At 66.9% G+C, this 13,449-nt stretch carries 13 protein-coding genes and 1 pseudogene; 6 read left to right on the top strand and 8 right to left on the bottom strand.

All coding sequences use genetic code 11. The annotated features are described in order from the left end of the window. Window positions 1-9 precede the first annotated feature (9 nt). Window positions 10-543, top strand: a complete 534-nt coding sequence (locus FOB72_RS09205) for a peptidylprolyl isomerase (protein ID WP_150372230.1) — start codon at window positions 10-12, stop codon at window positions 541-543. A gap of 72 nt (window positions 544-615) precedes the next feature. On the opposite strand, the gene FOB72_RS09200 is transcribed toward FOB72_RS09205, so the two are convergent. The 4 genes from FOB72_RS09200 to FOB72_RS09185 form a co-directional block, all read right to left on the bottom strand. Continuing rightward, entirely contained in the window at window positions 616-1,611 is a 996-nt protein-coding gene (locus FOB72_RS09200) for a hypothetical protein (RefSeq protein WP_223851497.1), read from the bottom strand. 89 nt (window positions 1,612-1,700) lie between these two features. Beyond that, window positions 1,701-4,316 carry a DNA mismatch repair protein MutS gene (mutS, locus tag FOB72_RS09195; protein ID WP_150373834.1) on the bottom strand — a complete coding sequence of 872 codons (2,616 nt, stop codon included), beginning with the start codon at window positions 4,314-4,316 and terminating at the stop codon, window positions 1,701-1,703. A 249-nt stretch (window positions 4,317-4,565) separates the two neighbouring features. Next, window positions 4,566-4,814, bottom strand: a complete 249-nt coding sequence (locus FOB72_RS09190; protein WP_150372229.1) for a hypothetical protein — start codon at window positions 4,812-4,814, stop codon at window positions 4,566-4,568. Between the two features lie 7 nt (window positions 4,815-4,821). Continuing rightward, the gene (locus FOB72_RS09185) at window positions 4,822-5,652 is read right to left on the bottom strand and encodes an inositol monophosphatase family protein (protein ID WP_150372228.1); all 831 of its coding nucleotides are present in this window, start codon (window positions 5,650-5,652) and stop codon (window positions 4,822-4,824) included. Between the two features lie 199 nt (window positions 5,653-5,851). Between FOB72_RS09185 and FOB72_RS09180 the strand changes: the two genes are divergently transcribed. From FOB72_RS09180 to cysE, 3 genes and pseudogenes are all read left to right on the top strand, one after another. Next, on the top strand, window positions 5,852-6,715 hold the full coding sequence (locus FOB72_RS09180; RefSeq protein ID WP_223851286.1) for an RNA methyltransferase: 864 nt from the start codon (window positions 5,852-5,854) through the stop codon (window positions 6,713-6,715). 13 nt (window positions 6,716-6,728) lie between these two features. Then, window positions 6,729-7,232 (top strand): annotated as a pseudogene (locus FOB72_RS09175) (PrpF domain-containing protein); the annotation flags it as partial. A gap of 289 nt (window positions 7,233-7,521) precedes the next feature. Next, a complete protein-coding gene (gene cysE, locus FOB72_RS09170) occupies window positions 7,522-8,265 on the top strand; it encodes a serine O-acetyltransferase (protein ID WP_150372226.1) in 744 nt (247 codons plus the stop codon). A 3-nt stretch (window positions 8,266-8,268) separates the two neighbouring features. On the opposite strand, the gene FOB72_RS09165 is transcribed toward cysE, so the two are convergent. The 4 genes from FOB72_RS09165 to FOB72_RS09150 are packed head-to-tail and all read right to left on the bottom strand — an operon-like array spanning window position 8,269 to window position 10,972. Next, entirely contained in the window at window positions 8,269-9,036 is a 768-nt protein-coding gene (locus FOB72_RS09165; RefSeq protein ID WP_150372225.1) for a UDP-2,3-diacylglucosamine diphosphatase, read from the bottom strand. Window positions 9,037-9,069: 33 nt separating this feature from the next. Continuing rightward, window positions 9,070-9,570 carry a peptidylprolyl isomerase gene (locus FOB72_RS09160; RefSeq protein ID WP_150372224.1) on the bottom strand — a complete coding sequence of 167 codons (501 nt, stop codon included), beginning with the start codon at window positions 9,568-9,570 and terminating at the stop codon, window positions 9,070-9,072. 34 nt (window positions 9,571-9,604) lie between these two features. Next, window positions 9,605-10,210, bottom strand: a complete 606-nt coding sequence (locus tag FOB72_RS09155) for a peptidylprolyl isomerase (RefSeq protein WP_150372223.1) — start codon at window positions 10,208-10,210, stop codon at window positions 9,605-9,607. 15 nt (window positions 10,211-10,225) lie between these two features. After that, window positions 10,226-10,972, bottom strand: coding sequence for a tetratricopeptide repeat protein (locus FOB72_RS09150; protein ID WP_411859784.1), 747 nt, complete (start codon window positions 10,970-10,972; stop codon window positions 10,226-10,228). A gap of 124 nt (window positions 10,973-11,096) precedes the next feature. On the opposite strand from FOB72_RS09150, the gene cysS reads away from it, so the two are divergent. Together cysS and FOB72_RS09140 are read left to right on the top strand one after the other, a co-directional pair. Then, the gene (gene cysS, locus FOB72_RS09145) at window positions 11,097-12,485 is read left to right on the top strand and encodes a cysteine--tRNA ligase (RefSeq protein ID WP_150372221.1); all 1,389 of its coding nucleotides are present in this window, start codon (window positions 11,097-11,099) and stop codon (window positions 12,483-12,485) included. Further along, window positions 12,470-13,390 carry a DNA-3-methyladenine glycosylase family protein gene (locus tag FOB72_RS09140; protein WP_191002121.1) on the top strand — a complete coding sequence of 307 codons (921 nt, stop codon included), beginning with the start codon at window positions 12,470-12,472 and terminating at the stop codon, window positions 13,388-13,390. Before cysS ends, FOB72_RS09140 begins: the two co-directional genes overlap by 16 nt. The last annotated feature ends 59 nt before the right edge of the window (window positions 13,391-13,449 follow it).

Raw genomic sequence — 13,449 nt, 5'->3', positions numbered from 1 at the left:
AGTCAAGAATTGAAAATCGCTAAGAACACGGTGGTGTCCGTGGTGTACAAGCTCTCGGACGCGCAGGGCAATCTGATCGAGGAATCGGACGACCCGATGGTCTATTTGCACGGCGGCTATGATGGCACGTTCCCCAAGATCGAGGAAGCGCTCGACGGCCACGACGCAGGTTTCGAGACGCAGCTGCAGCTCGAGCCCGAAGATGCGTTCGGCGATTACGATGCCGAGCTCGTCAAGGTGGAGCCGCGCGATCGTTTCCCCGAGCCGCTCGAAGTGGGCATGCAGTTCGAAGGCGTGCCCGAGGATGGCGACGAGGATGATTCCATCGTCTACACGGTGACGGACGTGGCCGAAGACAAGGTCGTGCTCGACGGCAATCATCCGCTGGCCGGCATGGCGCTGCGTTTCTACCTGAAGGTTGCCGACGTGCGCGAAGCCACCGCCGACGAAGTCGAGCACGGTCACGCGCACGGCGCGTCGGGCGTCGAAGTCGTCGATGACGACGAGGACGATGGCGACAGCGGCCGTCACACGCTTCATTGAGCCCATGCACTGAGCGGAAGCAGTACCTGCAAAAAAGCCGGCCTAGCGCCGGCTTTTTTGTTGCCTTGTTGCCTAGTCCTTCGGGCCGTCCTGCAGCCGCACCTGGAATACCGACTTCGTGCCCGGCGTCACCATCAGCTCGGTCCACTGCGTGGGCGTGCCCACCGGCAGCGACACACGCGTGAAGTTGGCGACGATCTTGCCCGCATTGTCGCGCAGCGGCTTGTCGACGCTGAAGCCGCCGAGGCTCGCATGCACGAGCAGGACCTGGCCGTCGAAGTGCGCGCTCAACTCGCGTAGCTGCTTCTTGAACTCGAGGTAGCCGTCGCGCGAGCCGTGCCGCAGAAAGCCGTCGAGAATCGAAGGCTTGCCGCGTTTTTCCCAGCCGTTGCCGAACTGCGGATCGCCGTGGATGACGACGACCACGCCCGCGAGGTCGCGCTGTTCGGCGATCGTGAATGCGCGCGACAGCCATTGGCGGTTTGCTTCGCGACGATCTTCGAACTCGCTGTTGCGGCCGCCTTCGGTGCGGTAGTGGTTGTTGTCGCCAGGCACGTTGAGACCGACCACAAGCACGTTGCCCGTGACCAGGCGCGCGTTCTCGCGAAAGCTGCGGAACAGTGCCTGATCCGATTGCCGCACGACGGGCAGCGTGCGGCGTCCCAGCGTGGCATCGGCGGGGAAGAACAGCTCCCGCAGGCGATTGAGCCGTTCGACCGAATCGAACTGGCCGTTGATCGGGTGCTGGCATTCGGCCCAGTCGGTCTCTCCCGGCACGTAGAGCAGGGGTACCGGCGAGTCGTCGAGCAGGCGTTCGCGCGAGGACAGCAGGGCGTCGCCGCAAGATTCCGTATCGCCCTTGATGCCGCCCGCGTGGATGACCAGATCGACCTGGCGGTTGCCGAGCTGATTGAGCAGTGTGGCGGTTTCCGCTTCGGCCGCGGGCCACTGCGGGACGTCGGCGAGTAGCGCGATGCGCAGTGGCTTGACGGTGGGGGCGGGGGGCGGTGCGACCCTGGACGTGCTGGCGGCGAGCGCGGGGAGGGGGGTGAGCACTGGCCCTGTCATCGCGAGCGTCAGCAGCGACGCGCATGCCGCGCGTCGCGCCTGCGGCATGAGGCGCGACATGAGTCCCGGCCGCCGTGATGCGAACATGATCAGCCGTTGCCCTCGGACAACGCCTTGAGCCGGTACAGCGCGTCGAGCGCATCGCGCGGCGTCAGGCGGTCCGGATCGATATCGAGCAGCGCATCGAGCGCCGCGGCCTGCGCGGGCGACACGGTATCGGTATTGCCGTACGCGTGATCGTGGCCGTCGCCCGCATCGTCGTCCTCGGGCGGCGTGGCCGGTGCCGCGAACAGGTCCATCTGCGGCGTGGGCGTGGCGTCGGCCGATTGCTGCTCGAGCCATGCCAGATGCTTGCGCGCGGCGCGGATGACCGGTTGCGGCACGCCGGCCAGCTGCGCGACCTGCAGGCCGTAACTCTGGCTCGCGGGGCCATCCTGTACCGCGTGCAGGAACACGATGCCATCGCCGTGTTCGACGGCAGACAGGTGCACGTTGGCGGCCTGCGGGAATTCCTGCGGCAGTTGCGTGAGCTCGAAGTAGTGCGTGGCGAACAGCGTATGGCTGCGGTTGTGCGTCAGCAGATGGCGCGCGATGGCCCATGCCAGCGCAAGGCCATCGAACGTCGAGGTGCCGCGGCCGATCTCGTCCATCAGCACGAGGCTTGCCGGTGTGGCGTGATGGAGAATGCCGGCGGCTTCGGTCATCTCGACCATGAACGTCGAGCGGCCACCCGCCAGATCGTCGGCCGCGCCGATACGCGTGAAGATGCGGTCGATCGGGCCGATGACCGCGCGGCGCGCGGGCACCCATGCGCCGACGCACGCGAGCAGCACGATCAGCGCGGTCTGGCGCATGAACGTCGACTTACCGCCCATGTTCGGGCCCGTGATCAGCAGCAGCTTGCGCGCTTCGTTCAGCTGCGCGTCGTTGGCGATAAACGCCACCGATTCCGCGGCCAACTGGCCCTCCACCACGGGGTGGCGGCCCTGCACGATGTCGATCACGTTCTCGCCGACGCGTTCGGGCTGCGTCCAGTCGAGCGTCTGCGCGCGCTCGGCCAGCGCGGCGATCACGTCGAGCCGGGCAAGGGCGCCGGCCACGCGCTGCAGGCCGCCGATATGCGGCAGCAGTTGCTGCAGCAGCGCGTCGTACAGCAGCTTCTCGCGCGCCAGCGCGCGGTCCTGCGCGGACAGTGCCTTGTCCTCGAACGATTTCAGTTCCGGCGTGATATAGCGCTCGGCATTCTTGAGCGTCTGGCGGCGGCGATAGTCGTCGGGCACCTTGTCGGCCTGCCCGTTGGTGACCTCGATATAGAAGCCATGCACGCGGTTGTATTCGACGCGCAGGTTCGCGATGCCCGTGCGCGCGCGTTCGCGCGTTTCCAGGTCGATCAGGAACTGGCCGCAGTTTTCCGAGATATCGCGCAGTTCGTCGAGGTCTGCATCGTAGCCGCGCGCAATCACGCCGCCGTCGCGCACGACGGTCGAAGGTTCCTCGGCCACGGCACGCACGAGCAGGTCCAGGCAGTCCTGCGGCACGGCAAGGTCGCCGACGGTCTGCACGAGCAGCGGGGCGTCGTCGTCGAGCGTGACGCTGGCCTGGACTTCCGGCAATGCACGCAGCGTGTCGCGCAGCGAAGACAGGTCGCGCGGCCGCGCCGACAGCAGCGCGAGCCGCGACGTGATGCGTTCGACGTCGGCCAGCCGGCGCAGCACGCCGCGCACGCGGTCCGGGCCCTGCGAGATCAGCGCGCCGATGGCCTGTTGGCGCGCTTGCGGAATCGCGGTGTCGCGCAGCGGATGATGGAGCCAGTGGCGCAGCGCGCGGCTGCCCATCGTCGTGGCGCAGGTGTCGAGCAGCGAGAACAGCGTGGGCGATTCGCCGCCGCGCAGCGTCTCCGTCAGTTCGAGGTTGCGGCGCGTGGCGGTGTCGAGGCCGATGAACTCCGATTCGCGCTCCACCAGTACGCCCTGCACGTGGCGCAGCGACTGGCCTTGCGTGGTGGCGGCATAGTTGAGCAGGGCGCCCGCGGCGCCGAGCGCGGCACCGAGGCCCGCGCAGCCGAACGGTTCGAGGCTGGCCACACCGATCTGCTCGCGCAGGCGGCGCGTGCCCGCGTCCTGATCGAAGTGCCATTCCGGCAGGCGGGTGCGCGCGCAGGCGAGTTGCGGCAGGTCGATGCCGTCGGCATGCAGGAGTTCGGCGGGGCGGATGCGTTCGAGCTCGCGCGCGAGCTGCGCGGCCTCGCATTCCATCAGGCGCAGTTCGCCGCTCGCGAGATTGAGCCAGGCGAGGCCCGTCTTGCTGACGCCGCGGCGCGTGGTCTGCTGGTGCACGGCCATCAGGAACGTATCGACCTTGTCCGGCAGCAGCGCGGCGTCGGTCAGCGTGCCGGGCGTGACGATGCGCACGACCTTGCGCTCGACCGGGCCCTTGCTCGTGGCCGGATCGCCAATCTGCTCGCAGATCGCCACGGATTCGCCGAGCTTCACGAGCTTGGCAAGGTATTGGTCTACGGAATGAAACGGAATGCCGGCCATGCGGATCGGCACACCGCCGGACTGCCCGCGCGAGGTCAGCGTGATATCGAGCAGACGCGCGGCCTTCTCGGCGTCGTCATGAAACAGCTCGTAGAAATCGCCCATCCGGTAGAACAGCAGCGTGTCCGGGTGGTCGGCCTTGAGACGCAGGTACTGCTGCATCATCGGCGTGTGCTGCTTGTCCTTGGCGGACGCTACCCGCTTGGCATCGTTCGCGGCAACCTCGGCGTCGCCGAGGTCTTCTTCTTCGTTGCGTTGGGATAGGGCTTCAGCAGACATGCATTCCTCTCGGGCGGCCACGCGCCATGGGGCGGGCCGCCTGTCAGTCAGGATAAAACGCGCATTTTACTGCCTGCGGCGTCGAATGCCTTGATCCTGTGCGCGACTTTTACGAGAGACAGGTACGCGGAACGCTTATTCGGCGCGGGGCGCCGTCAGCTTTTTTGCGCTGGCCAGCACCGCCAGCACTTCCGCGCTGAACACCTCCGGCACGTCTTCGGGGATGTTGGGGGAGGTCAGGGCGTTGCGGCCCGCCTCGGCGAGCGCCGTGAGCAGGCCGTCGAGGTCCCGTTTGCTGTCGCGGGCGATCAGCGCAAACGCGAGCGAGAGCATCTCGCGGTGGGCCTGGATGATCGCCATGTAGGGCGTGGCGTTGTTTTCCATACGGGTATCAGATAGCGGGCGTGGAGGGCTTGGCGTTGTCGAGCGAGAACGGCGTCAGCAGGCGGACCATCTGGGCAAAGGCCTTCGGGTTGCCGGCGAGGATCTCGCCCTGTTCGATCTGGCGCGCTTCGCCGGTATAGTTGCCGACCAGGCCGCCCGCTTCGGTGATGAGCAGCATGCCGGCGGCCATGTCCCACGGCTTGAGGCCGCGCTCGAAGAAGCCGTCCAGACGGCCGCAGGCCACGTAGGCGAGGTCCAGCGCGGCGGCGCCGGGGCGGCGCAGGCCCGCGCAGCTGCGCGTCATCAGCGCGAACATCTCGAGGTATTCGTCCATGCCTTCGAGGTCACGGAACGGGAAGCCCGTGCCGATCAGGCAGTCGGCCAGCTTGTCGCGGCGCGTGACGCGGATGCGGCGGTTGTTCAGGAAGGCGCCGGCGCCCTTGGTCGCGGTGAAGAGTTCGTCGCGCGTCGGGTCGTAGACCACGGCCTGCACGGGCTGACCCTTGTGCAGCTGGCCGATGGACACCGCATATTGCGGAAAGCCGTGGATGAAGTTGGTGGTGCCGTCGAGCGGGTCGATGACCCAGGTGTATTCGTGGTCGGTCAGCTCGCCTTCGGTCCAGGACTGGCCCGACTCTTCCGCTAGAATGGCGTGCTCCGGGTAGGCGGTGCGGATGATCTCGATGATCGCGGCCTCGGCGGCGCGGTCTACTTCGGTCACGAAGTCGTTGTGTTGCTTGCGGGAAACACGCACCAGATCGACGTCGATCGAAGCGCGGTTGATGATGGAACCCGCCTTGCGGGCCGCCTTGACGGCGATATTGAGCATCGGATGCATGAATCTCTCCAGGCCGGTGCGGATCGCGATCGCAGCGCGGCGGCAACACAACGAATTGTCGAAGAACGAACGACGTGGCCATGTGGCCGCGTCGGCAATGAAGGCTGCATTGTACAGGACGCCAGCCGATGACACACGGGGCCGTTGCGCCCCGGTTCTTGCCCACATGAATTCAGAAAGCCAATCTTCCTCCGCTGCCATGACCGACCCCGCCGGGAGTGCCGCATCCGACATTTTCGGGCGCGTGCGCTTCGTGCTCGTGGAGACGAGCCACCCCGGCAACGTCGGCTCGGTCGCGCGCGCCATCAAGACAATGGGGTTTGGCGACACGCCGGGGAGCCTGGTGCTGGTGTCGCCGCGCGAGCCGGATGTGCTGACCCATCCGGACGCGGTTGCCATGGCGAGCGGGGCCGACGACGTGCTTGCGCGCGCCCATATCGTGGACAGTATCGAGCCCGCGCTGACCGGCGCCAGCCTGACCGTGGCGATGACCGCGCGCCAGCGCGAGTTCGGCCCGCCGCGGCTGCTGCCGCGCGACGCGGCCGCGCAGGCCCGAGCGCTGCTCGCGGGCGCCGCCCCGTTTGGCGCGACCACAGCCGGCGTGGCCTTCGTGTTCGGCAACGAGCGCTACGGCCTGCCGAACGACGTGGTCGAGCGTTGCTCGGCGGTCACGCATATCCCGGCCAACCCGGCCTATGCCTCGCTGAATCTCGCGCAGGCCGTGCAGCTGATCGCCTACGAGATGCGCCTCGCCTTGCTGGAGGCGGGTCAGGCGCCCGCGGCGGTGGCGCACGGTGCGCTCAATATCGGCTATGCTGGTGAGCCCGCCACGGCGGAGCAGATCGAGTCGATGTTCGATCATCTGCAGACGGGCCTGGTCGCGATCGGGTTTCTCGATCCGGACAACCCGCGCAAGCTGATGCCGCGGCTGAGGCGGTTACTGGCCCGCAGCGGGCTGGAACGCGAGGAAGTGAATATCCTGCGAGGCGTCGCGCGGCATATGCTGCGCGTCGGCGATCGCAAGGCAGGGGACAACAAGGCGGGCGACGAGCAGGATCTGTAAAGGAGCGAGAAGCGTGGCGGAGATTCCGGCGTACTACATGCGAGGCGGCACGAGCAAGGGCATGTTCTTTCTGGCGGACGATCTGCCGAAGGATGCCGAAGCCCGCGATGCACTGCTGCTTCGCGTGATCGGTTCGCCCGACCCGTATGCGCGCCATGCCGACGGCATGGGCGGCGCCACCGCCAGCACGAGCAAGGTCGCGCTCGTGCGAGCCTCGCGTCGCGAAGACTGCGATATCGAATTCGTGTTTGGCGCGGTGTCGGTCGATGCCGCGCATATCGACTGGACCGCGAACTGCGGCGATCTGCTCGCCGCGGCCGGTCCGTTCGCGATCTGGCGCGGCTTTGTGCCCGCGCGCGATGGCGGCGCCACCGTGCGCATCTGGCACGCCAATGTCGGCCAGACCATCCATTCCCATGTGCCCTGCCGCAATGGCCATCCGGTGGAGTCGGGCGAGTTCAGCGAGGACGGCGTGCCGTTTCCCTGCGCGGAGATCGTGCTCGCCTACCAGGACCCGCCCGAGGTCGTGCATCACAGTGCGCGGCGCCTGATGACGGGCATCGTGCACGTGCCGGAGCGATGTTGAGCGCGCATGCGCGAATGTCCCTGACAGCGTCAGGGCTCGGCGTCGGGCGGGCAAATCTCTTACACTCCCTGATCCTGCGCTGACCCTGGCCGCTGATTCACCCCCACTCAGACCGGCCAACGACCATGCCGGCGATCGCCCGCAGCGGTGCCTCGGACCTTCGTTCCGATGGACGCCGCATGCCGCGCGGCGCACGGCACGGCATCACGACAAGACAAAGATGTTCACACGCCTGAAGGAAGATATCGACTCGATCATGCTGCGCGACCCTGCCGCGCGCAGCCGCCTCGAGGTCCTCACCTGCTACCCCGGCCTTCACGCCGTCCTGTTTCATCGCGTGGCGCATGCCTGCTGGCGCGCGGGCCTTCACTGGCTTGGCCGCTGGATTTCGCACTGGTCGCGCTTTCTCACCGGCATCGAGATCCATCCGGCCGTCCGCATGGGCCGCCGCGTGTTCATCGATCACGGCATGGGCGTCGTCATTGGCGAGACCGCCGAGATCGGCGACGACTGCACGATCTACCAGGGCGTGACGCTCGGCGGTACGTCGCTCTACAAGGGCCAGAAGCGGCATCCGACGCTCGGACCCGGCGTCGTGGTCAGCGCGGGCGCCAAGGTGCTCGGGGGCTTTGAAGTGGGCGCGGGGGCGCGCGTGGGATCGAACGCAGTGGTGCTCAAGCCGGTACCGCCGGGCGCGACCGCCGTCGGTATCCCGGCGCGGATCATCCTGCCCGATGCGCCGACGCAGCAGCAGGGGGCCAGGCAGGAGTTCTCGGCATACGGCATCACGCCCAATGCGGACGATCCGGTATCGCTCGCGCTCAAGAGCCTGATCGACAATGCCGCGCAGCAGGACGAACGCATCAAGTCCGTGCTGGCCGCGCTCGACCGGCTGGGCGAGCACCTCGAGAACACGCCCAACGATCGCTTCGATGCGAGCGAGCTGCGCAGCCTGATGAAATAAGGCCTAGTCGGCCTGACTGAGCTCGGTGAACCCGTTCGCGTCCAGCTGAAGCACGGCCGCGCGCGGGTTGCGGGTATCGAGGTCCCAGTCGGTCAGCACCCAGCGATCGTTCTCGCCATGCTGGTGATGCGCGGGACGATGCGTGTGGCCATGCACGACGGTATGCGTGCCGGTGGCCGCAAGCAGGGCATCCACCGCCGCCGGCGTGGCATCGCCATACATGACCTGATGCGTACGGCTCGCCTCGCTGTCCGCGCGCAGCCGGCGCGCCACGCCCAGCCGCATCGACAGCGGCATGGCCAGGAACAGCCGTTGCACCCAGCGCTTGCGCGTCCAGAGGCGAAAGCGGTTGTAGCGTTCGTCGTCGAGGCACAGCATGTCGCCATGGCTCAGCGCCACGCGCCGGCCGCCGCAGACGACGACGGCGGGATCGGGCAGCAGCGTGGCCCCGGCCGCGGCGGCAAAGCGCCTGCCGAGCAGGAAGTCGCGGTTACCGTGCATCAGGTACACGGGCACGCCGCAGGTGGTCAGGCGACGCAGCAGCTGCGCGATATCGCGCGCGAACGGCGTGTTCAGGGCGTCGTCGCCGACCCAGAATTCGAAGAAATCGCCGAGGATGAACAGCGCGCGCGCATTGGCGGCCGCACGGTCGAGCAGGCGCTCGAACGCGGCGCGCGTGCGCGGCATGCCTTCGGTCAGATGAAGGTCCGAAACGAACCACGCCGGCGCCGGCACCTCGATCGGTGCGGCCACCGGCGTGAAATCAAGCATCTCTGATGTCGATACTTGCAAGGCGGGTCGCGATTACTCGAGGACCACGGCCTTCTGGATCACGACGTCCTCGAGCGGCACGTCCTGATGGAAGCCCGAGCTGCCCGTGCGCACGCCCTTGATCGCGTCGACGATCTCGGTGCCTTCGCTCACCTTGCCGAACACGGCATAGCCGAAGCCTTGCGGCGTGGGCGCGGTGAAGTTCAGGAAGTCGTTATCCACCACGTTGATGAAGAACTGGGCCGTGGCCGAGTGGGGCGCGTTGGTACGGGCCATCGCCACCGAGTAGCGCTCGTTCTTCAGGCCGTTGCCGGCTTCGTTCTCGATCGGCGCGTCGGTGTCCTTCTGCTTCATGCCGGGCTCGAAACCGCCGCCCTGGATCATGAAGTTCTTGATGACGCGATGGAAGATCGTGTTGTCGTAGTGACCCTTGCGCACGTACGCGAGGAAGTTTTCCACGGTCTTGGGCGCCTTGGCTTCGTCGAGTTCGATGACGATATTGCCCTGGTTGGTCTGCAGCTGGACTTTGCTCATGGTATTCCTCTGTTCGTAGCCGGCGAGGCCGGCATTACTTGGTGACGATGGTGGCCGATTCGATGACGACCGGCGCGGCCGGCACGTTGCGCATCGAACCGTAGGCCGTGGTCGGTACGGTCTTGATCTTGTCGATCGTGTCCATGCCGTCCACCACCTTGCCGAAGACGGCGTACCCGTTGCCATCGGGCTGCGGGTAGTCGAGGTTCGGATTATCCACCACATTGACGAAGAACTGCGCCGTGGCCGAATTCGGATTCGACGTCCGGGCCATCGCCACGGTGCCGGCAGTGTTCTTCAGGCCATTCTGCGACTCGAGCGGAATGGGCGCGCGCGTGGGCTTTTCCTTCATGTCGCGGTCGAAGCCGCCGCCCTGCACCATGAAGCCGTTGATCACGCGATGGAACGTGGTGCCGGCGTAGAAGCCGCTGCGCACGTACTCGAGGAAGTTCGCGACGGTCTTCGGTGCGGCGTCGGGGTACACCTCCACCGTGAAATTGCCCTTGTTGGTGACAAATTGCACGCGTTCGGTCTTTTGCGTCGCAGCAGCCGACGCGCCTTGCGCGAGCGCGGCAAACGGGGACAGGGCAACGGTGGCGGCCGCGAGGCCGGCGAGCACGATGCGGCGGGAAACGGTCATGAACGTAACTCCGGTTTAACGATTATCCGATTTGGCAGGCTTGCGGGGCGCCTTCGACGAAGATTTCGGCGCGGGCGTGGCGGCCGGTGCCGAGGCCGGCGCGGCGTCGGCGCTGCTATCCGAACCGCCTGCCGGGGCGCTCTCGCGCACGTGACGCAGGGACTCGGCCGCGCGCGCGTCGCCGGGGTTGCGGCGAAGCGCGTTGTTGTAGGCCTGCTCGGCCATGCGGCGGTAGACGTCGCCCAGGTTCGTATAGGCGACGCCGAAGTCCGGACGCGCCTCGATCGCGAGCAGCAGTTCGGACTCGGCGCGCTTGAGGTCGCCGCGCTTGGCGTACAGCAGGGCGAGGTTGTTGTGCGGCTCGGGCAGTTCGGGGAAGTCCTGCGCCATTTCGGCAAACGCGCGCATCGCCTCGTCCTCGCGGCCGGACTGCGCCAGCGCCCAGGCGCGCTCGAAGCGGGCCTGCGCATTGCGCGGATTGGTCGCGAGCACACGGTCGAACGCCGCCACCGCGTCGCTGTAGCGCTTTTCGCGCAGCGCCTTCTCGGCGGGCACCATGCCGGGGTCCTTCGACACCGGGCCGGTGGCCGGCGCCGGCGGCGGCTGCAGCGAGAGCGGGCCATTCTGCGCGGCGGCGGGCTGCGCGGCGAAGGCCGCCAGCATGGCGAGCGTCGCGGCCACGCGCGCGAACGGCGCGGCGGAATATCGACCGCCAGCGGCTGAGGGTCGACCGGCGGTCGAGGTAGGCAGAGGCAAGCTCATGTAAGTGCGGTCCGTTATACTCCGCGGCATTCTAGCAAAGGGCGGCCGTCCCCCCGCACAAGGCCGTTCCGGTAAGATAGGCGCCTCGACGCAGGTCCCGCGGTTTCACCACTGAACTTCCTTCATGCAGCAACTGAACATCTACAACACGCTCGCGCGTGAGAAGCAGCCTTTCGTGCCAATCGAACCGGGCAAGGTCCGCATGTATGTCTGCGGCATGACCGTTTACGATTACTGTCACGTCGGCCACGCGCGCGTGATGGTGGTGTTCGACATGGTGCATCGCTGGCTGCGCGCCGCGGGCTATGACGTCACGTACGTGCAGAACATCACGGACATCGACGACAAGATCATCCGCCGCGCGGCCGAGAATGGCGAGACCATCGGCCAGCTGACGACGCGTTTCATCCAGTACATGCACGAGGATGCCGCGGCGCTGGGCATCATCCGTCCCGACTACGAGCCACGCGCGACCGACTACGTGCCGCAGATGCTGAACCTGATCGAGAAGCTCGAGGCCAACGGCCTCGCGTATCAGGCCAGCGACGGCGACGTCAATTATTCGGTCCGCAAGTTTCCCGGCTACGGCAAGCTCTCGGGCAAGTCGCTCGAGGATCTGCGTGCCGGCGAGCGCGTGTCGGCCAACGACGCCAAGCAGGACCCGCTCGATTTCGTGCTGTGGAAGTCCGCGAAGGAATCGGAGCCGCCCGAGACCAAGTGGGCGTCGAAGTGGGGCTCGGGCCGTCCGGGCTGGCATATCGAATGCTCGGCCATGAGCTGCACGCTGCTGGGCGAGCATTTCGATATCCACGGCGGCGGCGCCGACCTGCAGTTCCCGCACCACGAGAACGAGATTGCGCAGTCCGAGGGCGCGAGCGGCAAGCCGTTCGTCAACCTCTGGATGCACAACGGTTTCGTGCGCGTGAACGACGAGAAGATGTCGAAGTCGCTCGGCAACTTCTTCACCATTCGCGAAGTGCTCAAGCAGTACGACGCCGAGGTCGTGCGCTTCTTTATCCTGCGCGCGCACTATCGCAGCCCGCTGAACTATAGCGATGCCCACCTCGACGACGCGCGCGGCGCGCTGACGCGCCTGTACACGGCGCTCAAGGAGACGCAGCCGGGCGGTTGCGCGGTGGACTGGGAAGAGCCGCACGCGAAGCGCTTTGCGGACGCGATGAACGACGACTTCAATACGCCCATCGCCATGTCGGTGCTGTTCGACCTCGCGAGCGAGGTCAATCGCACGGGCTCGACGGTGGCCGCGCGCCAGCTCAAGGGGCTGGCCGGCACGCTGGGTCTGCTCGAGCGCGATCCGCACACGTTCCTGCAGGGCGGCCACGTGACCGATGGCCTGACGCCCGACGAGATCGAGTCGCGCATTGCGGCGCGCAAGACGGCCAAGGTCGAGCGCAACTTCGCCGAGGCCGACCGCATTCGCGCGGAACTGCTCGAAGCGGGGGTGGTGCTGGAAGACAAGCCGGGCGGCGCGACCGAGTGGAGGCGTGCTTGAACGCTGCCGCGCGCAAGCCCACGGTAGCTGGCAAGTCCGCGAGCAGGCCGGCCTCGAAGGCATCCGGCAAGGGGGCGGGCAGCGCGCAGGGCAAGGCGCCCGCGAAGGTGCTCGCCAAGGTTGCCGCGACCGTGACCGGGAAAGAGGCCGCCAAGACCGCGGCCGCGAAGCGTACCGACAAGGCGACCGGCAAGAGCGGCGCCGCCGCGAAGGGCGCCCGCGCCGCCAGGCCGGCGTTGCCGGAAGCCGAGGGCATGCCCTTACCGGTGGAGACGGTCGTCGATGCGGTGCGTCCCGCCTACTGGGATGAAGCGTGCGCGGACCTGATGAAGCGGGACCGCATCCTGCGCAAGATGATCCCGACATACGGCCCCGCGCATCTGATCTCGCGCGGCGATCCGTTCGTCACGCTCGCGCGCTCTGTCGTTGGCCAGCAGATCTCCGTCAAGGCCGCGCAGGCCGTGTGGGACAGGCTCGTGACGATGTGCCCGCGGCTGACGCCCGCGCAGTTCCTCAAGGCCGGCAACGACCAGCTCGCCAGTTGCGGATTGTCGCGGCGCAAGGCGGAATACATCATCGATCTTTCCGAACATTTCAAGGCCGGACGCGTCCATGTCAATGAGTGGGCCGCGATGGAGGACGAGGCCGTCATCGCCGAGCTCACCCAGATTCGCGGTATCGGGCGCTGGACGGCGGAAATGTTCCTGATGTTCAACCTGATGCGCCCGAACGTGCTGCCGCTCGACGACGTTGGCCTGATCAATGCAATCTCGGCCAATTACTTCAGTGGCGAGCCCGTGACCCGGAGCGAGGCACGTGAAGTGGCCGCCAATTGGGAGCCGTGGCGCACGGTAGCGACGTGGTATATGTGGCGCAGTCTGGACCCGGTTCCAGTGACGTATTAGGAGTGTCTGGCAGGGCCGGCAGGGAAAATTTGCCGGGAAGTGTAGGAAGTTCAACTTTC

The organism is Cupriavidus pauculus (assembly GCF_008693385.1).
Taxonomy (GTDB): domain Bacteria; phylum Pseudomonadota; class Gammaproteobacteria; order Burkholderiales; family Burkholderiaceae; genus Cupriavidus; species Cupriavidus pauculus_D.
The sequence above is the reverse complement of the archived record's forward strand: the minus strand, read 5'-3'. Positions and strand labels throughout refer to the sequence as shown.